The sequence below is a fragment of the Mesorhizobium erdmanii genome (genome assembly GCF_013170725.1).
Lineage (GTDB): Bacteria > Pseudomonadota > Alphaproteobacteria > Rhizobiales > Rhizobiaceae > Mesorhizobium > Mesorhizobium erdmanii.
In genome coordinates, this window is record NZ_CP033361.1 from 6403247 (window position 1) to 6426238 (window position 22992).

17 protein-coding genes and 7 pseudogenes are annotated in these 22992 nt (G+C 59.1%); 11 read left to right on the forward strand and 13 right to left on the reverse strand.

Translation table 11 applies throughout. The features are described from left to right. The first annotated feature begins 187 nt into the window (after positions 1-187). The 3 genes from EB233_RS30730 to EB233_RS30735 are packed head-to-tail and all read left to right on the forward strand — an operon-like array spanning position 188 to position 913. The gene (locus EB233_RS30730; protein ID WP_081288654.1) at positions 188-532 is read left to right on the forward strand and encodes a calcium-binding protein; all 345 of its coding nucleotides are present in this window, start codon (positions 188-190) and stop codon (positions 530-532) included. Then, positions 510-617 (forward strand): hypothetical protein, encoded by a 108-nt coding sequence (locus EB233_RS32410; RefSeq protein ID WP_394811863.1) that lies wholly within the window; start codon positions 510-512, stop codon positions 615-617. Before EB233_RS30730 ends, EB233_RS32410 begins: the two co-directional genes overlap by 23 nt. Next, entirely contained in the window at positions 614-913 is a 300-nt protein-coding gene (locus EB233_RS30735) for a M10 family metallopeptidase C-terminal domain-containing protein (RefSeq protein WP_081288655.1), read from the forward strand. The genes EB233_RS32410 and EB233_RS30735 overlap by 4 nt, the downstream gene beginning before the upstream one ends. A gap of 224 nt (positions 914-1137) precedes the next feature. Here the strand turns inward: EB233_RS30735 and EB233_RS30740 are convergent. The 3 genes and pseudogenes from EB233_RS30740 to EB233_RS30750 all read right to left on the reverse strand — a co-directional run. After that, positions 1138-1675: pseudogene (locus tag EB233_RS30740) on the reverse strand (DDE-type integrase/transposase/recombinase); the annotation flags it as partial. 69 nt (positions 1676-1744) lie between these two features. Further along, complete coding sequence (locus EB233_RS30745; protein ID WP_019863241.1) at positions 1745-2422, reverse strand: transposase; 678 nt, start codon at positions 2420-2422, stop codon at positions 1745-1747. A 617-nt stretch (positions 2423-3039) separates the two neighbouring features. Further along, a complete protein-coding gene (locus tag EB233_RS30750; protein ID WP_064987225.1) occupies positions 3040-4125 on the reverse strand; it encodes a cytochrome-c peroxidase in 1086 nt (361 codons plus the stop codon). A gap of 789 nt (positions 4126-4914) precedes the next feature. On the opposite strand from EB233_RS30750, the gene EB233_RS30755 reads away from it, so the two are divergent. Continuing rightward, positions 4915-5175, forward strand: a complete 261-nt coding sequence (locus EB233_RS30755; RefSeq protein WP_027047760.1) for a RodZ family helix-turn-helix domain-containing protein — start codon at positions 4915-4917, stop codon at positions 5173-5175. 1294 nt (positions 5176-6469) lie between these two features. Here the strand turns inward: EB233_RS30755 and EB233_RS30765 are convergent. Together EB233_RS30765 and EB233_RS30770 are read right to left on the reverse strand one after the other, a co-directional pair. Further along, positions 6470-7885 (reverse strand): mannose-1-phosphate guanylyltransferase/mannose-6-phosphate isomerase, encoded by a 1416-nt coding sequence (locus EB233_RS30765; protein ID WP_064987226.1) that lies wholly within the window; start codon positions 7883-7885, stop codon positions 6470-6472. Beyond that, positions 7885-9318, reverse strand: a complete 1434-nt coding sequence (locus EB233_RS30770) for a phosphomannomutase (protein ID WP_064987227.1) — start codon at positions 9316-9318, stop codon at positions 7885-7887. Before EB233_RS30770 ends, EB233_RS30765 begins: the two co-directional genes overlap by 1 nt. A 502-nt stretch (positions 9319-9820) precedes the next feature. On the opposite strand from EB233_RS30770, the gene EB233_RS32415 reads away from it, so the two are divergent. Next, positions 9821-10096, forward strand: coding sequence for a Fic family protein (locus EB233_RS32415; protein ID WP_425487742.1), 276 nt, complete (start codon positions 9821-9823; stop codon positions 10094-10096). Here EB233_RS32415 and EB233_RS30780 read toward each other — a convergent pair. Then, a pseudogene (locus EB233_RS30780) lies at positions 10017-11004 on the reverse strand (recombinase family protein); the annotation flags it as partial. The gene EB233_RS32415 and the pseudogene EB233_RS30780 sit on opposite strands and share 80 nt — an antisense overlap. Here EB233_RS30780 and EB233_RS32060 point away from each other — a divergent pair. The 3 genes from EB233_RS32060 to istB all read left to right on the forward strand — a co-directional run bounded on the left by EB233_RS32060 (position 10975) and on the right by istB (position 13623). Next, the gene (locus tag EB233_RS32060; RefSeq protein WP_081288656.1) at positions 10975-11244 is read left to right on the forward strand and encodes a hypothetical protein; all 270 of its coding nucleotides are present in this window, start codon (positions 10975-10977) and stop codon (positions 11242-11244) included. The pseudogene EB233_RS30780 and the gene EB233_RS32060 sit on opposite strands and share 30 nt — an antisense overlap. Positions 11245-11339: 95 nt before the next feature. Next, positions 11340-12848, forward strand: coding sequence for an IS21 family transposase (istA, locus tag EB233_RS30790; protein ID WP_155765405.1), 1509 nt, complete (start codon positions 11340-11342; stop codon positions 12846-12848). A 22-nt stretch (positions 12849-12870) separates the two neighbouring features. Further along, complete coding sequence (istB, locus tag EB233_RS30795; protein WP_064987230.1) at positions 12871-13623, forward strand: IS21-like element helper ATPase IstB; 753 nt, start codon at positions 12871-12873, stop codon at positions 13621-13623. Between the two features lie 250 nt (positions 13624-13873). Here the strand turns inward: istB and EB233_RS30800 are convergent. Beyond that, positions 13874-14075, reverse strand: a pseudogene (locus tag EB233_RS30800) (integrase core domain-containing protein); the annotation flags it as partial. Between the two features lie 261 nt (positions 14076-14336). Here EB233_RS30800 and EB233_RS30805 point away from each other — a divergent pair. Then, positions 14337-15464: pseudogene (locus EB233_RS30805) on the forward strand (IS110 family transposase). 56 nt (positions 15465-15520) lie between these two features. On the opposite strand, the pseudogene EB233_RS30810 reads toward EB233_RS30805, so the two are convergent. Continuing rightward, positions 15521-16212 (reverse strand): annotated as a pseudogene (locus EB233_RS30810) (helix-turn-helix domain-containing protein); the annotation flags it as partial. Between the two features lie 98 nt (positions 16213-16310). Between EB233_RS30810 and EB233_RS30815 the strand changes: the two are divergent. Together EB233_RS30815 and EB233_RS30820 are read left to right on the forward strand one after the other, a co-directional pair. Further along, positions 16311-16412 (forward strand): annotated as a pseudogene (locus tag EB233_RS30815) (transposase); the annotation flags it as partial. 19 nt (positions 16413-16431) lie between these two features. After that, positions 16432-16586 (forward strand): annotated as a pseudogene (locus EB233_RS30820) (IS481 family transposase); the annotation flags it as partial. Here EB233_RS30820 and EB233_RS32260 read toward each other — a convergent pair. The 5 genes from EB233_RS32260 to EB233_RS32075 all read right to left on the reverse strand — a co-directional run bounded on the left by EB233_RS32260 (position 16583) and on the right by EB233_RS32075 (position 22326). Then, the gene (locus tag EB233_RS32260) at positions 16583-17209 is read right to left on the reverse strand and encodes a calcium-binding protein (RefSeq protein WP_064987232.1); all 627 of its coding nucleotides are present in this window, start codon (positions 17207-17209) and stop codon (positions 16583-16585) included. The pseudogene EB233_RS30820 and the gene EB233_RS32260 overlap by 4 nt on opposite strands. A gap of 48 nt (positions 17210-17257) precedes the next feature. After that, positions 17258-18559, reverse strand: coding sequence for an HlyD family type I secretion periplasmic adaptor subunit (locus tag EB233_RS30830; RefSeq protein ID WP_064987235.1), 1302 nt, complete (start codon positions 18557-18559; stop codon positions 17258-17260). 13 nt (positions 18560-18572) lie between these two features. Next, positions 18573-20402 carry a type I secretion system permease/ATPase gene (locus EB233_RS30835; protein ID WP_244277722.1) on the reverse strand — a complete coding sequence of 610 codons (1830 nt, stop codon included), beginning with the start codon at positions 20400-20402 and terminating at the stop codon, positions 18573-18575. 180 nt (positions 20403-20582) lie between these two features. Further along, positions 20583-21431 carry a calcium-binding protein gene (locus tag EB233_RS30840; protein ID WP_064990661.1) on the reverse strand — a complete coding sequence of 283 codons (849 nt, stop codon included), beginning with the start codon at positions 21429-21431 and terminating at the stop codon, positions 20583-20585. A gap of 232 nt (positions 21432-21663) precedes the next feature. Next, entirely contained in the window at positions 21664-22326 is a 663-nt protein-coding gene (locus EB233_RS32075; protein WP_246298418.1) for a TniB family NTP-binding protein, read from the reverse strand. Positions 22327-22992 lie beyond the last annotated feature (666 nt).

Here is a 22992-nt window from a genome sequence, read left to right on the forward strand (position 1 = left end):
CGTTGCTTAACAGCTGCGTAGACTAAGGGCGGGCCCGGCCGCTCAGACCACGGTCATAACGTCTGGTGAGGTGCACGTCAGGTTTGCGTCAGATCCGACATGTATGTTCGGCAGCCAGGGTGGGATGCCTTCCGTGCCGGCCCCTCTAGCAGACACAACACAGGAGAAAGACACATGGCACTAGTCAGTGGCAGAGACTTCAACGATCGTTTTGCATGGGACGCCCGATGAGGACTTGATTCTCGACAACCAGAACAGGAACGATTTGCACAGCCCGGGCGACGGGCAGCGGGGGCGCCCCGGGGACGAGGAGATCGTTTGTGGCGACGACGCCGATTATGTGAACGGCGGTCCAGGCGACGATAGCGACGATTTTTTGTGCGGCAATGAGGGCTATGACTTCCTACATGGTGAGAGGGGCAACGATTCTCTGTTCGGCGGTGCGGGCAAGGATTATCTGTACGGCGAAGAGGGCGACGATCATCCGTTCGGCGGAGGGCGACGATCATCTGTACGGCGGAGAGGGCCGTGACCATCTCTACGGCGGCACAGGCGACGATCGTGTGGCCGGCGGTAAGGTCGACGATACTCTGGCGGGTGATGACGGCATGACATGATCTACGGTGGCAAAGGCGACGATCGTCTGTTCGGCGGTAAGGGCTCCGACGAGTTCGTCTTCGAAGCCCAGACCGGCAACGATAAAGTGATGGACTTCGAGGCGGGGCAGGACACCCTGTCGATCAGCGGGGTAATGATCAATGGCACTGAAGCTACGGTTAAAGTACTTGCCGGTCGCGCCTATCAGTCTGGCAAAGACACGGTCGTTGACCTCGAACCGGGTAATTCGATCACGCTCGCCAAAGTGAGTTTTGACGACTTTCACACGCACCCGGAACATTATTTTTCAGTCTAGAGCAACGGCGGTTGTGGACTGCATCCAAGGCAATGCGGGTGATAGCTTCGTGACTCAGGTAAGCGTGTAGGTCGCCCCAAGAGCTGGCTCCGCTTGTTTGGACAGCGCCCGCGGAATTTAAGTGGCATGCTGCCGGTTACGTTGAGCGCGGGGCTTTGCGATTTTGCTGCGGCGTCGGGAGGGCGTAGCCCGACCAGAGCTGCAGCAAAATCGCGCGGCGACGATCATGCGGCCGTCGCCATCGCTTGCGCGCCGAAATAAGCCTCGTCGGGCGTGCGCCCGTCAAGGCTCGAATGCGGGCGCCCTCCATTATAGAAGGCGAGATACCGGTCGTAGGCGCGCAAATAGACCGCCTCGTATTTGATCGTGCGCCACAGCCGCTCGACGAAGACGTTGTCGCGCCAGGCACCTTTGCCATCCATGCTGATGGACACGCTCGCCGCCGTCAGCACGCCTGTGAACTCGAGGCTGGTGAACTGGCTGCCCGGTCCGAGTTGAAGATCTCGGGTCGGCCATGTCTGGCCAGGGCCTCCTCGAGCGCTTCGACGCAAAACGCCGCCTCCATCGTGATTGAGTCCCGATGGGCCAGCACCCGCCGGCTGAACACGTCGACGACGGCTGCCAGATAGACGAAGGCGCCCGCATCGGGATGTAGCTGATGTCCATCGCCCAGACATGGTTCGGCCGTGCGATCTTAATCCCGCGCAACAGATAAGGGTAGATCTTGTGGCCCGCAGCTGGCTTGCTCGTGTTCGGGCGCCGATCGACCCGTCACAGTTCTACGATCCGTCCGGCCAAATGCCGGCATCGAATCAGGAGACTTCTGAAGCGTTATTGCAACCCCAGCTTCGTCTTCAGTTCGGCGTTCTCTCTGCGCAGGCGTTCCGCGAGCAGGCTCTTCAATCGCTTGTTTTCTTGCTCGAGGGCGAGCAGATCCTTCAGATCGTCGCCATCGGATGTAGGCGCCGCGGCCTTCTTCCAGTGATAATAGGTCTGTTCCGATATACCGGCCTGCTTTACGGCGCTCTTGAGAGTGGCGCTGCCGCTGATCGACGTCTCGATCTGAGCGAGCTTCTGGGCGCGCTCTTTTCCGGAGTAGACCTTCCGGGGGCTCCGCACGGCCGCTGCTGTTGCTGTTGCTTCCTTCGCCGGGGACGCCGTATTGGCGCCATTCTTGCGACCAGGCGCAGCCTTCGCCTCCCGCGACGGTGAGGATTTCTTCTTCGTTTCAGTTCCGCTGGGAGCAGGTTCGGTTGCAGTTTCTACTGATTCAGCGTCTGGGGGATTTGCCATGAGATTCTCCGCTCGCGGTTTGAGACCGTGTTCAGCATCAAGGGCTATGACATTAGAGTCAATCAGCCGACCATTTAGATCCATTTCTTTGAGCTCCCTTGTTGTGTCGGCTATGGCTACGGAGAGATCGACATCGCTCCAGATGGAACGGCCCCGTTTTTGATAATTGCGCTTTTGTTTGACCTCCACAGTGAACGGTCGGGTCTGCCGCCTCATAGGTTCTTCCTTGTTAGAACGAATTGCACAGAGGTCGCGGCTGACGACGACTGAACAACTGGCGCTCCCTCTGTTGCGCCGAGCTATATGGATGAGATAGCCCGAGAGCAAGCGGCACTTGCGGTGTGCATTGACAAAAGCTCGTTCGAGCCACGTCGCTGCCTGTCGCAGCTTTGTTTTCGTATCGGTGCGTTTGCAGAGCTGGAACAACTGCTAGCGCGTCGCAACGCCATCGAGCACGTTTGAAGGGGTGGATCTGAAGGCATGGCGGTTTCTGCTGGGCGCACGCCAACGCCGCGCGGAATATTCACTGCGATGGCTCGATCAGATGGATCCGAGCTTGTCAGCGAATCTAAGCGGGGGTGCATGCAACGACACATCGTGACACAGTCGGGTAGTCGGAGCGTCTGATCGAGGTGGCCGACAAGGCGGTCATACCGTCGTGCCGCAATTGGGCGTCGACGGGTCAGGTTTTCACTTAGCGTTTCAATGGAATTCGGATATGAAAGTCCACCTAGCTCCAGTTGGATAGGCCTCGCCGGAAGTCATGATCGTCTCGTCCCAGTGAAGGTCGCAATCATTCGTGATTGCGACCTTCACTAGCCAGCTCCGGCCAATCATTGCGGGAGGATATGCAATACAGGTCGAGGCGTTGTCGGCGTTTCGGCCGGTAAGACGGGATAGGCGACCTCCGGTACTTTTCCGGTCAGCGAATTAAGGAAGGCAACGAGCAGGTCGACGTCTTTTTCCGTCAATTCTTGGCCGAGCTGGGTGGTCCCCATAATGGCGACGGCCTGTTTCAGATCCCAAACCTTGCCCGAATGAAAGTATGGCGCGGTGAGTGCTACGTTGCGCAACGGCGCCACACGGAAAACATAGGAATCGTCGGCTTCACGGGTCACGGCAAATCGGCCTTTGTCGTTTTCCGGCAGGACATCGGTGTTGGGCTTTTCAACGAGGCCGAATGGGGCATAGCCCTCCCCACCCACGTTGATACCGCCGTGGCAGGACGAGCAGCCTTTGTCCATGAAAAGCGTCAGGCCCTGTTTCTGTTCGGAAGTCATAGCGGCGTCATCGCCGTTGAGGAAGGCATCGAAGGGCGCCGGTGTGACCAGTGTCGCCTCAAATGCTTCGATTGCCTTGGCGACGTTTTCGAAGGTGACGCGATCGGCTTCGCCCGAGAAAGCTGAATTGAACCACTCGACATATTGCGGCATCGACTTGAGCGTGGCGATGAGTTGACCTGGTGTGTTGGCCATTTCGACAGCGGCTTGGATCGGTGCCTTGGCCTGAACCTTCAGGTCTTCAGCACGACCATCCCAGAACTGCGCTATGTTGAAGACAGCGTTCAGTACCGTCGGCGCGTTCCGCGGTCCCTTCTGCCAACCATGGCCGATCGAGCTTTCATGATTGTCGTCGCCCCCGGTGGCCAAGTTGTGGCACGAATTGCACGACAAGACGCCTGACGCCGAGAGGCGTGGATCGAAGAACATTGCCTTGCCCAGGGCTATCTTCTCCGGTGTGATCGGGTTGTTGGCGACTGTCGGCGTGATGGATGGTAGAGCCTTGAAGGTGGCCCGTGCTGTTTCGCTGAGGTATACGGGGATCGTTTGTGCAGCAAAAGCGATGGCCGGCAACGCGACAGCCACCGTAGTGAATAGGATTTTCACGGGTGATCTCCCTGCGTTTTGCACGGAAGCCATTGTTGATATGCGGTTCGTGAACGCCTTGCGCTAAAGGCGGCAATCCTCTTTGCATAAAATCGATTCTGACGCGGACCTGACATATTGTCTTCCTTCGTTGCATTGCGCGAAGTCACCCACGATGAACGCCAGTCGGTATCTCCTGTCGCCTCTCGAGAAGCATCAAAAGTCGTGCCAACTGAGCAGAAGGAACCTCCGGCGGATTTTCTGGTCATCATTCAACAGGTTGAAGGAATTCGCAGCAAAGCGCAGCCCCACTCCGGTGTCGCGGATCTGACAGCCAACAGTCGGGCTGAAACAGAGAGATGTTGGTCCCTCAGCGTCTTGTCCGATGGGCACCCGGCCTCCTGCATGGGCGGGAGGGGACCACACGATATTAAAGCTCAAGATGAACGCCGCCGGCAAACATCGCTAGACAGTCCCGGCAGATACTTTGACGCTGGTCCGCGAGCTGGTGCGCCTAGTGCCCGACCGCCAGATCGCGGCTCCTCAATCGCGCCGCAAGCCGACGGCGCGTTAAAGCGGCCGCGCAATCATCGATGTGAGCATGATGACGGCGCTGCGCACTGTGTCGTCGTATTGTGGCCACTGGAGCAATCCTCGTAAAGCGAGCCAAGGTTCTTGATCTAAACGGCGGCGGCCGCCATATTAGCGTAGCGCCTCTCGCACGTTCGAGAGTGATCGCATTTTTGGATGCCGCCGGCTCGGGCTGTTTCGGCATCTTATTTCAACATCGGCCGCCGCTTGTTTCGAGTTATCGAATGGCCGTTCTCTGCATTTGGAGGCAAAATGACCGCAACGCCTTTCGCGCTGCCCGAGGCAGTGCTTACCGCAATCTCAAATGGAAAACCCCTAATTCAGGCATGTCGGGAACATCTTGGCTATTCGACCGAGGACATTGCCGTGACCAGCGGTCTGACAGTCGAGGAGGTTGGGCTGATCGAATCTGGCAATTGTTTCGACAAGGGCTATCGCGATCGGATCGCTCGGGCGCTTGGTTTGGCTGAGAGTATCTTCGATGAAATCTCGGGTATCCCGAACGCTGCCTGACGTCGGCCTCTGAAGATTACCCGCCGCCTGCCAGGTCGGATCAAAATCCCAAGGGTATATCATTACCCTTACGGCGGCGGGGCGGTGGCAGAATTCTTATTTCTACGGAATCGATTCGCTCTGCGGAAGATCGGCCTCATGCTGGGCGACACGGATGTAACCCGCACGAGAGGCCAGATCTGTGGATAGTGAGAACCGCCTAGCCGCGTTGGTGGGTCGCAAGGAAGCCAACAAGAACTTGGGAACAAAAGACCTAAAGCGAAAATACGCAGGGGTGCCTGCCGAATTTGAGCGCGAGTGGGAATTTATCCGGTTCACGCGCCGCTTAGAGAATGGAAACGATCCGAGACGTGGCGCGCCGCGGCCATTATGAACAAACATAAGTCGCGACCGAGATGCGCATCACTTTGCCAAAGCCGTGCACGATGAATGGATCACAAAGTTCCGAGAGAATCGGAGCGAACAGTAGCACCGGCACACCGGCCCGTACGAGGGCATGTGGACAAAATATCCTACCCGATGGTGGCGCCGAACTACGGCACAACGATCAGCGCTTGTGAAGTCGAGCGGCTTAGCCGAAAGGTTTCGGCGAAACCGCCCGAGGCCATCAGGAAGGTTCGTCACGATGAAAGCGATCCCTTGCCCGTTCTGCACAAGCTGCGAGGTTAGGCCATATGAGACGGACGAGGCGCGCGTTGTGATGAAATGCGAGGACTGCGGTGCATCGGGGCCGGTCTGCATCGACGAAGTCAACGCCGTCGAAAGCTGGAATTACCGTCCATCTGCCCAGCCCGAATAGGATTGTTTACGTGGCATGGCGATAGCGATGCCCCTACGCCTAATGGCCCCGGTCCGTCACCGGCGCGCAGGAGCGTATTATCTTCGTCAGCCGATGCCGCGTTTCTCTTCCGACTCCGCCAATCGGGCCTGGCGCATGCTGGCCTACCCGTCAGAGTGCCAGGCCGCTCATGTCGCGCCTGCCGTACATGGCAACGAACCTTATCGCGCACCTGATCAACTGATATTGCCGATCACCTTCCGCAACTCGAGCGGCTGTAGCAGCGCATGCCGTTGCAGCGGGTGCAGCGGATGCACAAGCGTCGTCTGACAATCTCGCCGGAAAACTGCCGTCTCAACAATTCGGCCAGCCTGTCGTTGCGACATCGCTCACCAGCCATACTCATAAAACCTGTTCTGGTTTGCCTCGCCTTGCTTAGCCGGCGGTCGCCTGACAGCCCACATGCCGACGCAGGTTCGGTCTGCCAGCCACCGTAGGGCATGTGACGTTGGACTATCAGGTTCGACCGTATACGTCCTCAAGCCGCACGATGTCATCTTCGCCGAGATACTCGCCGCTTTGGACCTCGATCATCACCAGTCCGATATTGCCGGGGTTTTCGAGCCGGTGTTTGTGGCCGCAAGGGATATAGGTAGATTGATTAGTTGTCAGGAGTAGCTCCTGGTCGCCGTTGACTATTTTCGCAGTGCCGCTGACCACGACCCAGTGCTCGGAGCGGTGATGGTGCATCTGCAGGCTCAAGCGTCCGCCCGGCTTCACCTCGATGCGCTTGATCTTGAAGCGCTCGCTTTCCTCCAGAACCGTGTAGGTGCCCCAGGGCCGGTGCACGGTACTGTGAAGCAAGTGCGCTTCATGTCCCGCAGCCTTGAGGGCCTCGAAGAGTTTCTTGACGTCCTGGACGCGATCGCGGGATGCAACAAGCAATGCATCTGGGGAATCCACGATCACCAGGTCGCTGATGCCGACGGTGCCGATGACGCGTTTGTCCGAGCTTATGTAACTGCCCACGGTGTCGACCACGTGGACATCGCCGCGAATCCTGTTGCCGCTCCCGTCAGCGGGGACCAGTTCGGCCATTGCGTTCCAAGATCCAATGTCGTTCCACCCCATTTCGCAGGGAACGACGGAGAGATTGTGTGTTTTTTCCATCACCGCTCGGTCGAGTGAAATACGCGGCGCCATGGCGAAGTGCTCAGATGCGAGTTCGACGCTGGCAACATGTTCGCCGTGGCTGACGCGAGCGTTATCATAGCTGTCGAGAACGGCATCGATCACCTCCGGGCAATGCGCAGCCATTTCGTCGAGCATGACCTGCGCCTTGAAGCAGAAGATGCCAGCGTTCCAGAAGAAACGTTTGGACGCGACATAAGATTTGGCAGTCTCGGCGTTCGGTTTCTCGACGAACCGGACAACTTTCTCACCCTCGGCCTCGATGTAGCCGAATGCGGTGTCTGGCCTATCCGGGGTTATGCCCAAGGTTGCGATACGCCCCTGCTGCGCCTGTTCGATTGCCCGGCTCATGGCGGTTTGAAATGCTGGCAGGTCACCAATCATGTGGTCGGCGGGAAAAATGCACAGAACAGCATCGGGACCCTGTGTTGCCTTGGTATGGACGGTTGCCGCAGCGATGGCGGCGGCGGTATCCCGACCCTCAGGCTCAAGCAGAAAGGTGCGTGGCAAAACCACGGAATCCAGTTCGTCGAAGACGTCTTTTGTAAGGAAGAGGTGCCCCGTGGACGTCACGGTAACAAGCTCTACGACGTCCGGTATCGAAGCGGCGCGTAACACGGTGTGCTGGATGAGCGAATGTCCATCCGCCACCTTCAGGAAAGGTTTGGGGTGCGATTGCCTTGAGGCCGGCCAGAGCCGCGAACCAGCTCCACCGCTGATGATGACCGGAACCACTTTCATCAAAGGTCCTCTATCTCGTCTGTAAGCGCGAATGCCTGTGCCCTTTGCAGCGTCGAGGCGACGATTGCGATGGCCCTGCTCTCGGTCGAAGCTTCCGAGTAGCAGCGCAGTTCCGGGGCATTGCCGGAAGGCCGCAGATGTATGATCTCGCCCGTATGCATCCGCGCCCTGAGGCCATCGGTTTCGTCAACTTCGGCGACGGTCCCGAACGAGGCAAGAAAGTGCTGCAGTGCGTTCCAGCTTGCGAGATGATCCATCAATCTGCGTGAACTTTCCGAGGGGAAGTTCTGAAGCCGGTCACTGGCGCACACAGGAAGATTCCAAAGCCCGCGCAGTCGCGACAGCTTCTTTTTTGTCGATGCCACCGTACTGAGGACGGCCAGAATCGGGAGGAATGAGTCCCGCGTCGGCAGTGCAGTCAATGTCTTCCCATTCAGCACACAATCCGAGCCCAGCAGAACACCACCATTGGCCTCAAAGCCGACGATGACGCCGCCGGCGCCGTGTAATGCTTCCATTGCTTCAATGACGAATGGAGACCCGACTTTCGTCCTCTGGACCGCGAAACCAAAGGCCTTCGAAATTCCCGAATTGGAGGTCACTGGCGTCACGATCGTGTCTGCCTTCAGGAAAAGAGCCGTTGCAAGCCCAACCAGGTCGCCGCGAAGAAGATCGCCATTTTCATCAGCGATGAGTGGCCGATCAGCGTCCGCATCGGTCGACACGATGGCATCGAGACCGAATTCGCGGACCCACTTCTTCAATTTCGCGATTGTTGCTGCGTCCACGGCCTCGGTATCGACAGGTACGAAGGTCCCGGTTTTCCCGACGGCGACCACGCTGGCACCGAGCGATCGAAGAACCTGTACCAACAGTTCCGCCGCGACCGAACTGTGCTGATAGACACCAAGTCTCATGCCGGAAAGTGAGCCCGGCTCCAGCATATTATGGGCGCGCTCTCGATAAGAGGCGATCGCTTCTTCACGGTGCATAGGCCACGTCGTTCCCAGACAAGCCGTTGGTAAGCAATACGCAACTGATCTTTCGGCTACAAAGCGCGTAATCGCGGCCTCATCCGCCTTGCTGACTTCACCATTCGGGCCATAGAACTTGATGCCATTGCGATCGGCTGGAATGTGCGACCCGGTTACCATAAGAGCCGCCGCGCCGTGTTTGCATGCATATAGTGCCAGCGCAGGCGTAGGTATGGTGCCGCAATCGATCGGCTGGAAACCATTTGCGGCCAACGCCGCCATGCAATTGTTGGCTATCGCCTGACTGCTGTCACGTAGGTCGCGGCCTACGAAGACCGAGCTACTCGGCTGAACCCGGCTGGAAATCAAACGCCAAGCGAAAGCTTCGGCATAAAGTCCGCTGGCCTTGCCGACCAATTCCGAAGCCAAACCTCGAACGCCGCTTGACCCGAATTTCATGATTTCGCTTTGCTAGTGGACAGGCAGGGTGGGGTCATGTTGCAATGGGCTAGTACTTTCTAATGCAAGGGCCATCGCTCTCAGCCACCTGCGGTTCAGATATGCGGTCTCTACAACACGGTGTGGCGCAAGGACCCCTCAGAGTTCCGCCGAACAGCAGGGCATCCACTGGCACGGGGACATCCACAGTTCTCCTTCTATTGGAATCTTTTGGCGCGCTCATCTAATGATCGAGGCAGTGGAGTGATCGATCGGTGCCTGCCGGTATTTCGCTATGCAGCATCATGACAGATCCGTAAACTTGGTTGTTTGGATGGAATGCATCCATGGCATGGATAGGGCTAGATGGCCGTCTCGATCAGCGCAATGGAACCCTGTGATTCTTAGGTATTTGGATTAAGGTCAGCCAGAGCGCTCGCCGACCATGGCGTCGCCTAGGGCGCTAGACCCAAGAAGCAGGAACCGATGCTTGGATCAGCTGGGACGACGATCAGCGCCGACAATGTCTTGCCTTGCGACGCCTTCAGTCCAGGAAAGTTGTTCTGGAGGTGCGTTTTATCAAGGCCCAGCGCAAAACCTTGATGCAGTCGTCGCCGCCGCAATCTTCGCCTTCGGCTTTGTCTACATCCATCAGTTCGAGGACGGAAACGGCCGCATTCACCGCTACCTGATCCACCACGTCGTTGCCATGCACCGCTTCAATCGCCGGGAGTGGTGTTCCCGTATCGGCCGCGATCCTGAAGGACTTCGCGCTTCTCGTCATCAACATCAGCAATGATATCGGACACAACAGTGCAAAGGAGTTGCTGACGGCAACGCATATCGACATTAGGCGCGCGCCAGGCGGCCTCCAGGTCGGTGGCAATGCCGGCGAAATCGGGAGTTGGGGTTGCATGTTCGACTTGTCGGGCTTGGATTAGAGCCGCTTCACACGTTTCCACGCGCCTGAGCGCTGCTTCCCAGCTCTTCTCAAGCTGAGCAGCGATCAGCCGGTATCAGGGTCGCAAGCGGCATAACGACGTTCTGCGAGAGATGCCTCGTAGCGCGCTTGCTACAAGTCCAGCTCCATCATGCGATGCCGTTCTTCCAGATTATCCCGATGCATTCGGTCAGCTTCCATCGCCGCCTCGATCGCCATGGGCGTTACGGCCCTCAGTATCTCCTTGCCGATCGCAGGGTCGATGCGGGAAGCGCCAAAGTCATGCATCGCGGTTTGGCGAACATCTGGTTGATACGTTCGCAGCGGTAATAAGGGTGGCCTGGAGGGCGTCCCGAATAGACAACGCCCAACCGTCTTCCACACCGGCCGCAGGTGAGCAGGCCTGCGAGCAACGCTCGACCTCCACGACCGGACTTGATTCCGCCTTTTTGACCAAAGGCATTGACGGCGATAAGGCGCTGGTTTCTTTCAAACTCATCCCAATCGATATAGCCTTCATGATGATCCCGGAGCAGCACGTCCCACGTTGCGAAAGGCTTGCTGTGTCCGTAGCTTTTACGAGCCCGGCCATCGACAATCTCTGTTCGCTTCTCACTTTTACCATAGACGTAGACCCCTGCGTAGAACGGGTTCTTGAGAATCGAAATAACGCTTCGATAGCGGACCGGCACCCAATCGAAGGACACCGTTTTGCGCCCGTCAGAAGGGCGGGGAAAATGGAAATTATCAGCGGTGAGCGAAATCAAGGGATTGTCAGGGCGACCGGGCTGGTCGGAATCATCAAGCTTGCCACCATCGTGCGCGACGAGAGTGACACTAGGTTGCCGGGCGCTGCACGAATGGCGTTGGCGGAGTTGGTCGAACAGATCGAAGCGGTATCAGAACGTATTGAGAGGCTGGATAGGGAGATTCTCGCGACAGTGTGCGGATTCCGACCGAAGCCGGCGGGGTATTCCGACGCGAAGCCGGCCACCGTTCCGATTTGAAGCCGGCCACCATTCCGACGTGAAGCCGGCCCTCGGGCATGAGGCCCCTCGTTATCAACGAGGAATGGCTGATGCCCGCCAAGAGAGAACTGACCATGAGACAAATCCGACAGATGCTGCGGCTTGCCCGTGACGGTGTCAGCGCCCGGGAGATCGGGCGCACGCTCGGGGCGGCGCGCAGTACGATCCAGGATAATCTGCAACGGGCGGCAAAGGCCGGCTTGAGCTGGCCTCTGCCTGCCGAGCTGACCGACGCTGTCTTGGAGCAGCGGCTTTTCGGTCATGCCGGCAGCAAACCCGGGCTGCGCCGACGCGCCGAACCGGATTGGGCCACGCTAGCTTGCGAGCTGAAGCGGCCGGGCGTCAATCTGATGGTGCTGTGGGAGGAATATCGCGAAGTTCGTCCTGACGGCTACGGTTACAGTCGCTTTTGTGACCTGTTCCGCGAGTTCGAGCGGCGCCTGTCGCCGACGATGCGCCAGGACCATGTCGCCGGCGATAAGGTCTTCGTCGATTACTCCGGCAAGAAGATCGCCATCATCAATCCAGACACCGGCGAGGTGCGGGATGCGGAGATCTTCGTCGCAGTGCTGGGAGCCTCGAACTACACCTACGCCGAAGCAAGCTGGACCCAAGCCCTGCCGGACTGGATCCCGGCCCATGTCCATATGTTCCGCTTCTTTGGCGGCGTGCCCCGCCTTGTGGTGCCCGACAATCTGAAGTCTGGCGTCAACAAGGCCTGTTTCTACGACCCCGAGATCAACCGTTCCTATGGCATGATGGCGTCGCACTACGGTGTCGGAATCCTGCCAGCACGTCCCTATAGGGCCCGGGATAAAGCGAAAGTTGAAGCTGGAGTCCGCTTCGCCCAGACCTATATTCTTGGGCGGCTGCGCCGGCAGACCTTCTTCTCCCTGGCCGAAGCGAACGCCGCGATCCTGGAAGTGCTGGAGCGCCTGAACGCCCATGTCATGCGCCGATTGGGCGTCAGCCGGCGCCATGTCTTCGAGACGATCGAGCAACCCGCCCTCGCTGCCTTGCCGCCGGAGGACTACCAGTTCGCCGAGTGGCGGCTCGCGCGCGTGTCGATCGATTATCATGTCGAGTTCGACAGCTTCTTCTATTCGGTCCCCTACGGCCTGATCCGCAAGCAGGTCGACATCCGCGCCACCGCCAGGACGATCGAGATCTTTTACCAAGGTCAACGCGTCGGTGCCCATCAGCGTCGCCATGGCGGGCGCCGGCATGGCACCGATCCCGATCATATGCCCAGCTCCCATCGCCGTTATGCCGACTGGTCGCCAGACCGCTTCCGGCGCTGGGGACGCTCGATCGGACCACAGACCGAAGGGCTGGTGATCGCCATCCTGGCCAACAAGCCTCATCCCGAACAGGGCTTCCGCTCCTGTGTGGGCGTGCTGCGCCTGTTCAAGGACATCGACCGTGAGCGCGCCGAAGCCATTGCCGAGCGGGCCATCGCCATCGGAGCGCTCACCTACAAAGCCATCGCATCCATCCTTGCCAACAAGACGGCAAGCAAACCTGCCGCGGAAGAGACAGTGATCGTTCACCCCAATCTGCGCGGCCCCGGCTACTTCCACTGACAAGCCCTTGAAAGGACTGACTATGCTCACTCATCCCACGCTCGATCTTCTGCACATCCTTGGCCTTAATGGCATGGCCAAGGGCTTCATCGATCTCAACGCCCAGCCCGAGGCCCGTACCCTCGACCATGCAGAATGGCTCGCCCTGCTGCTCGAACAGGAGAAGACGCTGCGCCAGCAACTGCGCTTCGAGCGCCGAGCGCGCACGGCAAAGTTACGCCACACCGCCACCGTCGAGGATGTCGATTACCGTGCCGTTCGAGGCCTGGATCGTTCTCTCTTCCTCAAGCTTGCCACCGGCGACTGGATCCGCGCCAGGCACAATTTACTCATTACGGGGCCCTGCGGCGTCGGCAAAAGTTGGCTTGCTTCAGCCCTTGGCCATCGGGCATGCCGTGACGATCTGGCCGTCGCCTATCATCGCGTGCCGCGATTGTTCACCGCCCTGGCCACCGCCCGCGGCGATGGCCGTTACGCCAGGACGTTGCGTTCGCTTGCTCGCCTCGATCTGCTCATTCTGGACGATTGGGGACCGGAACCCCTCAACGCCGATCAGCGCCGCGATCTGCTCGAGATCGTGGAGGACCGCTACGAGGCTCGCTCCATCATCGTCACCAGCCAGATGCCGGTCGATCATTGGTACGAGATCATCGGCAGTCCAACCATCGCCGACGCTATTCTCGACCGGCTCGTGCATAACGCCTACCGCATCGAACTCACCGGCGAGAGCTTGCGAAAAGCCAAGCGCGCTGATCTCGACCAGCCCGCCACTTGACCTGCGCCTCTTCCCGAAACATCATCCTCCAGACCCATGCGAAATGACGCCAAGGGTGGCCGGCTTCAGATTGGAATACCCGGCCGGCTTCAAATCGGAATGCATGGCCGACTTCGTCGGAATCCGCAGACAGTGAGAAAAGATGTAGAAGTTTGCACTTGATCGGACAGTTAGCGTCTGAGAGTGGTCCGTTTTGCCTGTCCGATGGGATCAGGCAGCGATCATTTTCTCTTTCGCCAGCGGGGCCGTGTCAAGGGGGCGTGTCAAGGAAGGTCTGCATCGGCGTCTTGCCGAAGCACCAGCGGCCCTGATGTGGGCGCTCCTCATTGTAACTTCTGACCCATTCGTCCAAATCGGCCTGCAGTTCCTCGATCGAGCCATAGATCTTCTTCCTGAAGGCGACCCGGTAGAACTCGTCCAGCACCGTTGTGGAAGCGTTCAACGACTCCATTATCCGGTATGTGACCTGCGGTGCCTATTCGTCCTGCTGTTTCTTTGTTTGGAACGGCCTTATGGTGAGCCCATCCGGGACGTGGGGCACCGGGAGCACGAAAGTGCGGGCAGGCCGTCCTTAGACCGTGGGCTGAGAGCCCGAGCTCGTTACATGGCCGCCCCCCGCGACTTTCCCGGATGCGCTGCGAGCGCGGATCAGTAGATGTCGTGTTGCCCGCCAGTTCCCGTTCTTTGGCCGAGCCAGAAAGGAGGCAACAGGCATGTGCATCATCGGACTGGATATCCACCGCGCTTTCGCCGAGGCGTGGCATGGGAGGACGGCAGGCTCAGGCAGCTGGGCCGTGTCGACATGCGGCGCGACCTGCTGGAGGCGTTTGCCGCAAAGCTGGCGCCGAGCGACATTGTGGTGATCGAGGCTACCGGCAACGCGTCCTCTGCCGCCGCGGTTGTCGCGCTGCACGTGAAGAAAGTCGTGATCGCAAACCCGAAGCAGGTGCGCATCATCGCCTATGCCAAGATCAAGACGGACACGATCGATGCCGGCGTTCTGGCGCAGCTCTATGCCAGCGGCTTCCTGCCAGAACTCTGGATCCCGGACGAGCCAACACAGGCGTTGCGCCGGCAGGTGACGCGGCGCCAAAGGCCGGTCGTGGTTGGGCGAGCAGATCGTGCCAGAAGACGAGCGCCTCGCGATCGATCGGCATCTGCGCGAGTTCGACCGGTTGGGCGACGACCTCCAGGTTATCGAGCGCGATCTTGCCCGCTCGGCTTTCGATGATGAAGGCGTGAAGCGGCTGATGACCATTCCCGGCGTCGACATGACGGTCGCGCTGGCAATGAAGGCCGCGATCGGCGACGTGTCACGCTTCGACGAACCGCGGAAACTTGTGAGCTATCTTGGCCTGAATCCGAGCGTCAGGCAATCAGGGCCAGGCCCCGCCTACCACGGACGGATCACCAAGCAGGGTCGCGGACATGCCCGCGGCATGCTCGTTGAAGCAGCTTGGGCGGCAGCACGCGCACCGGGGCCACTGCGTGCCTTCTTCCTGCGGGTGCGAGCCCGTCGCGGGCAGCATGTCGCGGCCGTGGCAACCGCACGCAAACTCGCCGTCGTGATCTGGCATCTGTTGACGAAGGGGGAGAGCTATGCCTGGGCGCGCCCGTCCCTGCACGCCAAGAAGTTGCGCGACATGGAACTCAAAGCTGGAGGCAACGCTGCGCGCGGCCAAAAGGGAACCGCGCACGCCTACAACATTAAAAGCCATCGAGATGAAGAGCGGCGCTGGGTTGAGCAAGCCGAGGGCGCCTATGCCCGCTTCGTTGCCGGCTGGAACCCGCGAGGTCCGAAGAAGGTGCGCACGGATGCCGCAAATGAGGTGCGACGATAAAGGCTGCGCGGCGGGACACTCACCTCTGATCCCGCTCTTCGCCACGCGGTCACCCCGGTCAGCACCCGGCTTAGCTTCACTTCGTGGGCATCGAAGAACGGCACCATGCGGTCGTTGAGGAGATCGGCGGCGGTGATCGGCGTCTTGCGGTCATAGAGCTTGGCGAAGGCGACCTTCGAATAGGTGTCGAGGAAGGTTTGCTGATAGATGCGCCCGACCCCCTTCATGTTGCCGACATAGAAGGTGTTCTGGCCGCCGCAATAGCCCTGGCATTCACTCTCGAACTCACCATGCGCCCCCTTGTCCAGCCTGGCCTTTTCCAGCGCCGCCAATTGGCTCTCGGTGAGCACGATGCCGTGTTGGGCGACCTTCGCCTCCAGCGCCTCAGCCGCTTCTTCATCGTCTCCAGATCGTGACGCTGCCACACCCCGCGCACGCCCGACGGCGAGACCGAGTGGCCGAGCTTGCGCATTTCGTTGGCGATGCGGGTCTGGCCATAGGCGGGATATTCCAGCGTCGGTTCGATGATGATCGCCTCGATCTGTGGTGGCGTGCGGTTGGCCAACAGCTTCCTGCGCGTCAGTTCCTGCAGCGCCAGTTCGCCGCCGGTCTCGTAAAGCTCCTTGAAGCGGCAGAAGCTGTCGCGCGAATAGTCCATCATCTTGCAGGCCTGGCTGACATTGCCGAGCTGTTTGGCCAGCTCCAGCAGCCCCACCTTGGCGCGGATGATCTTTTGGTCCTTGGTCATGTTAGTGTCCTTTCAAACGCCGAGGCCGGGCCCGCGCCCGGCCTCGGCTCAAGCTTCAACCTAGGACACCGTCTGTCAGATAAAGTTAAAGCTTTTACAGAAAAGACGACAGCGCTCGCCGCCTGACGGCAATCCCCGGTGTAGGTCCGATCATTGCAGCCACCGTTCGTGCGGCAGTACCCGATCCTGCCGGTTTCCGCCCCACCGGCAACTTGAAATCACCTTGCCGCCTCGCTCGATGGCTACAACTTCGCCAGGCGGCTCAAGACCCTTCATGGCCTTACACCTTACGAAGCTATTGCACGGCATGGGCCAAACAGCCAGATCGCTTCCGGATCGATCCGGTCCACTTGACCTCGGGACTGAACACCTAGACGAAGAAATAAAGGTTCGCGTGCGCGTGAACGTCGTCAGCACTCACGTTGGAGAGCGTGATCGTATTACCCGCTTCGAGTTCAACGACCGTGTCCTGGCCAACCTGATGGGCGCGACCGGCAAGTTCTTCGACGGTGGGATAAGTGCCATTAGTCATAGCTCCATTGATCCGCAGCATGTCGTGCCCCGCCTCGAAGTCCCACACGATATCGTTGCCGCTCTGGGCTTCGAAGACAAACTTGTCGCTGCCCCCACCGCCCAACAGATGATCGTCACCCCTGCCACCGTCGAGCAAGTCATTGCCCCCGTCGCCGTACAGATAGTCATTGTTGAACCCCCCGTACAGCTGATCGTCGCCCCCGTCACCATGGACGCTGTCATTGCCCTCCTCGCCGAACAAAATATCGCGGCCGTCACCGCCCCGCACAAAATCGTTGCCTCCACCGGCTTTCACGAAATCAGTGCCGTCGCCACCGAGGAACACGTCGGCCTCGGGGCTGCCCTGCACCCAGTCGCGCGGCCTGTGCAGATCGTCCCTGTTCTGGCTGTCGAGGATCAGGTCCCCATAGGGCGTCCCATCGCAAACGTGATCGTTGAATTCTCTGCTACTGACTAGTGCCATGTGTCTTTCTCCTGTGTTGTGTCTTGGCGGGGTGGAAGGGATCGCACTCTACTGCTCGCGGAATGCGCGACTGATTTGGTCGGCCAGCGGCTTCACAAGATAGGAAAGCGCCGTACGCTCGCCCGTCTGGACCATCGCTTCGGCCGGCATGCCGGGCACGAGCGTCAGGTCCTTGAGTTTCGTCAGTTCCGCATGCGGGATTGAGAGACTCACCAGGTAATAGGAACTGCCGCTTTTTTCGTCCGTCACCAGATCGGCTGCGATCCGGCTTACATATCCATTCAATTCGGGCGTGGTTCTCCGATTGAAGGCTGACATCCGCAGCACAGCCTTGTGAAGGAGCTGGATTTGGTCGATGTCCTTCGGGTTGATCCGCACTTCTAGCGTCAGATCGTCGCCTTCGGGCACAATTAGCATGATCGGATCGGCGGGCGCGATCACTCCGCCGACCGTATGAACTGCGAGTTGTTGAACGATGCCTGACTGAGGCGCGACAATATCGATTCGTCGCAGTTCGTCTTCAGCCGCCACCTTGCGCTCAACATATTCCCCTATCTGCGCCTGAACCTCTCTGAGCTCTTGGCCGACTTCCGTCTTGAGATCCTGATCGACCTGCAGGATCTGCAGGCGCGTTTCAGTTATGCGGCCTGCCGTCTGTGCCTGATAGGCAATCTTCTCACCGCGTTCGCCGCCGAAAGTGGCAACCTGCGTCTTTAGGCTATTCAAGCGTTGGTCCGAGACAATGCCTTGTTCGCGCAGCCCAGTGAGGGCAGCAATTTCCTTTTGGAGAATCTCGATGCCTTTCTCGTAGGCAATTTCCTGCTCCTTGCCCCCCTCGATCTCGTGCTGATATTGAGCAATGCGCTCCGCTAGCTGAGCCTGTTTTCCTTCGCGGGATTGTCTACGAAATTCGAACAGCCGCGTTTCGTTATGTATTGCCGCACCATCTCCGCGAGCGAGCAGCCAGTGGGGGAAGGCGATCTCCGCCAGATCGTCACGCTCAGCTTCCAGTCGTGCCAACCGGGCGGCCAGCTCATCGAGCCGCTTGGTGACGACGGCGAGATTGACGCGCGTCTTGGTGGCATCGAGCCGGATGACGACGTCGCCGGCTTTCACTCTATCACCTTCGCGCACTAGGATTTCTGCCACGACCCCGCCGGTTGGGTGCTGCACCTTCTTCACATGGGAATCGACAACAAAGTGTCCGGATGCGACAACTGCACCGGAAAGATTCGTGACGGCCGCCCAGGCTCCGGCTCCGCCGACAACGATCCCGCTGGCCACAAGGCCCACTAACAGGTGATGGCGAATGGAGCTGGAAACGTCATTGCTCTGATAAATGCCGGACATCGGGGCCACCATATCAGCACTCCCCTTTCATCGTGTGAGGACTTGGTGCGCCATGACGCATGCCTGGTGCCGTCGCTGCCCCTTTCAGGACCTTGGACAGCGCTTCATCACGCGGACCGAAGGCCCTCTGCCGCCCACCGTCCATAGTCAACACGTAATCCACTGCACGCAGGGCGCTCCGCCGATGGGCGACGACAACCGCAATTCCCTTCCGCTCGCGCACGGAGGCGATCGCCTCAATGACAGCGGCCTCGCCTTCCGCATCGAGATTGGCATTAGGTTCATCGAGCACGACAAGGAAAGGGTCGCGGTAGAGAGCACGGGCAAGACCGATGCGCTGACGCTGCCCGGCGGAAAGTGCTGATCCGGCCTCACCGATCGGAGTTTCGTAACCGTACTCAAATCGGAGGATGAGCTCGTGGGTCCCTGCGGCCTTTGCCGCGGCGACAATAGCCTCAGGATCAGGACTGTCTTCAAAACGAGCGATGTTTTCGGCAATGGTGCCGTCGAACAGTTCAACGCCTTGCGGCAGATATCCGATATGACGGCCTAGTGCTTCCCGATCCCATTGATCGAGGCTTGCCCCGTCGATGCGAACCTTTCCGGCGGCCGGCGGCCATGCGCCGACAATAGCACGTGAGAGCGTCGACTTGCCGGAACCCGATGCGCCGATGACGCCCAGTGCGCTTCCAGCCTGAACAGCAAACGCAAGGCCGGTCACACTCGGCTTGCTTTCGCCGGGGGGAACGATTGTCACGCCCTCGACGCGCAGTTCGCGTTCAGGTGCAGGCATAGGCATGACAGGAGCACTTTCAGGGATCTTTGCCAGGAGGTCCTCCAGCCGCGCCCAACTCTGGCGCGCCATGAGGAAGGACTTCCAGCTTGCAGTGGCCAGCTCGACCGGAGCCAGCGCACGCCCCATCATGATCGAGCTGGCAATCATGACCCCGCCCGTAGCCTCCTGCCTGATGACAAGGTACGCTCCCAGGGCAAGGATGGCCGATTGCAGCATGACGCGCAGCGAACTTGAAATGCGGCCGAGCCCACCTGCCACGTCCCCGGCTTTCCGGTTGGCGGCCAGATACTTGCCATTGGCTTGGTGCCATCGGGCAGCGATTCGGTTTCCGAGACCGAGAGCCTGCACGACCTCGGCGTTGCGGCGTGCAGCTTCCAAAAGACCATGACGTACTATGTTGTGGGCTGTTGTATCGCGTATCGGGCGTTGGGAAAGAGCATTGGTAAGAAATGTCATAGATATCAGAACGACCGCTCCGACAGTCACCGTCATGCCGATCCAGAAATGAAACAGGAAGCAAATGCCAAGATAAAGCGGAGTCCATGGCAGATCAAAAAAGGCTGTCGGACCTTTTCCACCTAGGAATCCGCGAACATTGTCGAGATCGCGAAGCGGCTGCAAGCCGTCGCCCGGCATGCGCGTTGAAAGCGGAAGCAGAACGATAGCATCGTGAACGCGTCCGGAAAACTGTCGATCGAAACGCTCACCGATCCGCAGCAGCACGCGGGCGCGCAGAATTTCGAGCAGGCATTGGAACGCATAAAGCCCAGCAGCAAGCACGGCGAGCCCCACCAGCGTCGGTACGCTGTGACTTGCCAGAACGCGGTCATAGACCTGCAGCATGAACAGCGGCGAGGTCAGCGCAAGCACATTGACCACGCCGCTTATCAACAAAATTCCCCCAATGGTGGAAGTCAGACCGGAAGGTCTCCACACTGAAATGTTCGAGAGATACTTGCTCAGGAGAATGCCTCCGTTAATTGTCGGCACAGCACGCGCAGTGCTCGCCAAATGGAGGAGCGACACTGATCGCACCGGCTCGTTCATCAGCCATTGTGCTCCGCTCCTGCCAGGGGTCCGGACAGCCTCACCGCCTCAATGTGTACCTTCAGGACGGTCTACGACCAGCAGCCCTTTATCAAGGTGACATGCTGCGCCACGGCATCGGCAAGTAGTGGAAAAGGAAGCGCCCCACGTGTGGGGCGGGTCCCATATCGACTTTCCGAATCAGACGAAGGTAAAGTCCGAGGCTGTCAGGCCCAGATTGGCCAGATCGGCCAAACTGTCCACACCGCCCAAATGGGTGAAGTCCCGCGCCTGGTTTTCGGCGGTCACATAGGCCAGACTCGTTATGCCGTCGTCGGAGCAGTAGACGATGATGTCGCCAACGGTTTCGCCGGAGATGGCCTTCGCGGCGTCAGCCGCAGAGGTGAAAGCTTCGTCGGTGATCACCACGGCGTGCTCGCCATGCGCAGCCGACGCCGCACCGCTAAAGAAGCTGCTCACCGCGTTGCCAGACTCTAAGCTGGATTGATTGATGAAGTTTGCGCCAAAACCATCTTTGAGGAGGCCTACGGCGTCGAAGGCGAAGGTGTCCTCCTTCGGATCGAAATCTTCGATAGTAGTGATGTCCACCGAGAACATCGGCACATCAGGTCCCGACCCCAGCCAAGGCTTCTGCTCCCAAGGGGCGGAACCATCCCACCCAGGAATTGGATCGTAGAACTGGAACACGAAAGTGTCCTTATCGGCCCCGCCTGTCAGATAGTCCTTGCCGTCACCCACGTAGATGTAATCGTCGTTGGGACCGCCGTCGATAAAGTCATTGTCCTCACCGACGATGCGCGGTTTGTAGCGGCCGTTGTCGCCGGAGAGATGGTCGAAGCCCTGTTCGCCCAAGATTTTGTCATTGCCCTCACCGCCCATGGATCGGTCACTACCATAGCCGGCCGAGATATAGTCAACGCCGCCACGACCTTCGAGCCAGTCACCGCCACCGGAACCAAGTATCTTATCGTCGCCGTCGCTGCCGAAGACGGTTTCGCCCTTCGGGCCTCCCTGGATAAATGTTTCCATCGCAAACATTCCTTCTGATACAGCCCCACCCACCTGGCACCTTGCTATCCCTCACCAGACAACTGGGGAAATCGATTTGTTCGATAGAAACATTTACGAAATGGATGTGTGGCATCGGCTCCGTCCTTCTGCGTAGCAGTTGCCGGTCTCGATGGCGGCAGGCGACCTGGCTACTCAGCCGACCGGTCTGGAACAGTCGGTTGGTCAAACCGGACGAACCATGGTCCAGTGGTCAGAGGGCAGCGGCGGTTACGCCGTCACCCGACTGACGCTCCCGCAACTTCAGTAGTTTGAAAGGGCTAATTCTTGTGCAAGAAGCTTTCTTTGGTCCGCCGCGCTCGTGCTTGTTCTCGCGGTCCCAGCTCGCGCCAGCAGGCTCCGGCATGCCCTGGGAGCAGCCGCTGCAGTAGATTCTGGCCCTGTTGTGCCGTTCAGAAATTATCTGTCGCTGTCCGGAATTAAGCCGGTCGTGCCGGCGCTCGTGCAAAAGCTTAACGCATCGCTGCCGCACGACATCACACGAAAGCGTGGTCTCGTTCCGGGGAAGACGAATGCCCCCAATGCCGCTGGTAAGGGCAGCGCAGTTCTGGAGAAGGTGGCAAAGCGCGCGAAGGGAGGTGTTCTCACCATAGATGACAATCGCTTCGTAGGCGTCGGCTCCATCAACGTTTTGTTCGACACCGATCCTTACGCAGTCCTCCCGCGTCGGTTGCCCGATCTCGAAACGCATGCCGATACGGCTTTCGAGCTGATCCATAGCGTGGGTATCACGCCTCGTGCCCGCTAAACGATGAGTGTTGCCAGCGAGCAGCAAAGCGAAACCGCAGTACTCCTGAAGATGCAGCAGCTCTCGCAATACGGCGGGTGTGAAGTTCTGATATTCGTCCACCAGCAACGCACGCGTCGCGCCGTATCGGGCATCCAAAAAGTTGATGCAATCCTGTCGCAAGGTCGTATGTGAACTTGCTGTCCTTTTGGACGCCGTAGGCGTCGTGCAGCATCTGCAGCATCGGCCTGATAGCCTTGCTATGCTACGCAACCTCACAACAGGCAGCTCCGGTTTGGGCAGCTATCCACCCGAGTGCTACAGTCTTTCGGAGCTCGGCTTTACCGACCGCAAGCACCGGACATTGCATCTTGGCCGCCATATCGAAGGCGGCGCGCACACTGAGCGCAGCGCGGGCTTCAACGAACATCGTCATCCGACGATCCTCTTCTCCAAGTCCATCCGAGCGGCTATGCGCTCGTTTTGTTCGCGTCGGCGCTCTTCGGAGCTCGAAGGCTTCTTCCGCATGACGGTCCGCGCCGGCCGCTCAGACGGATCGAACGACACTTTGCCCATCGGTTCGTTGGGGATGCGAAGATGCAGATCTGTATCATGGCCTGGACAGCACGAATCTCGAGCATATTGAAGCACGCTGGCGACCTTTTTTTGAGTTGCGTCGTAGGGAAGCCAAGGCCTCTGTTCAAACTTTAGCTGAGGTCAATGCCGAAGACGCCCATTGGGAATGGGGCAAGAAGCGCTGGCTGCGCTGAACGACCCGTCCTGATCGATTTCTTC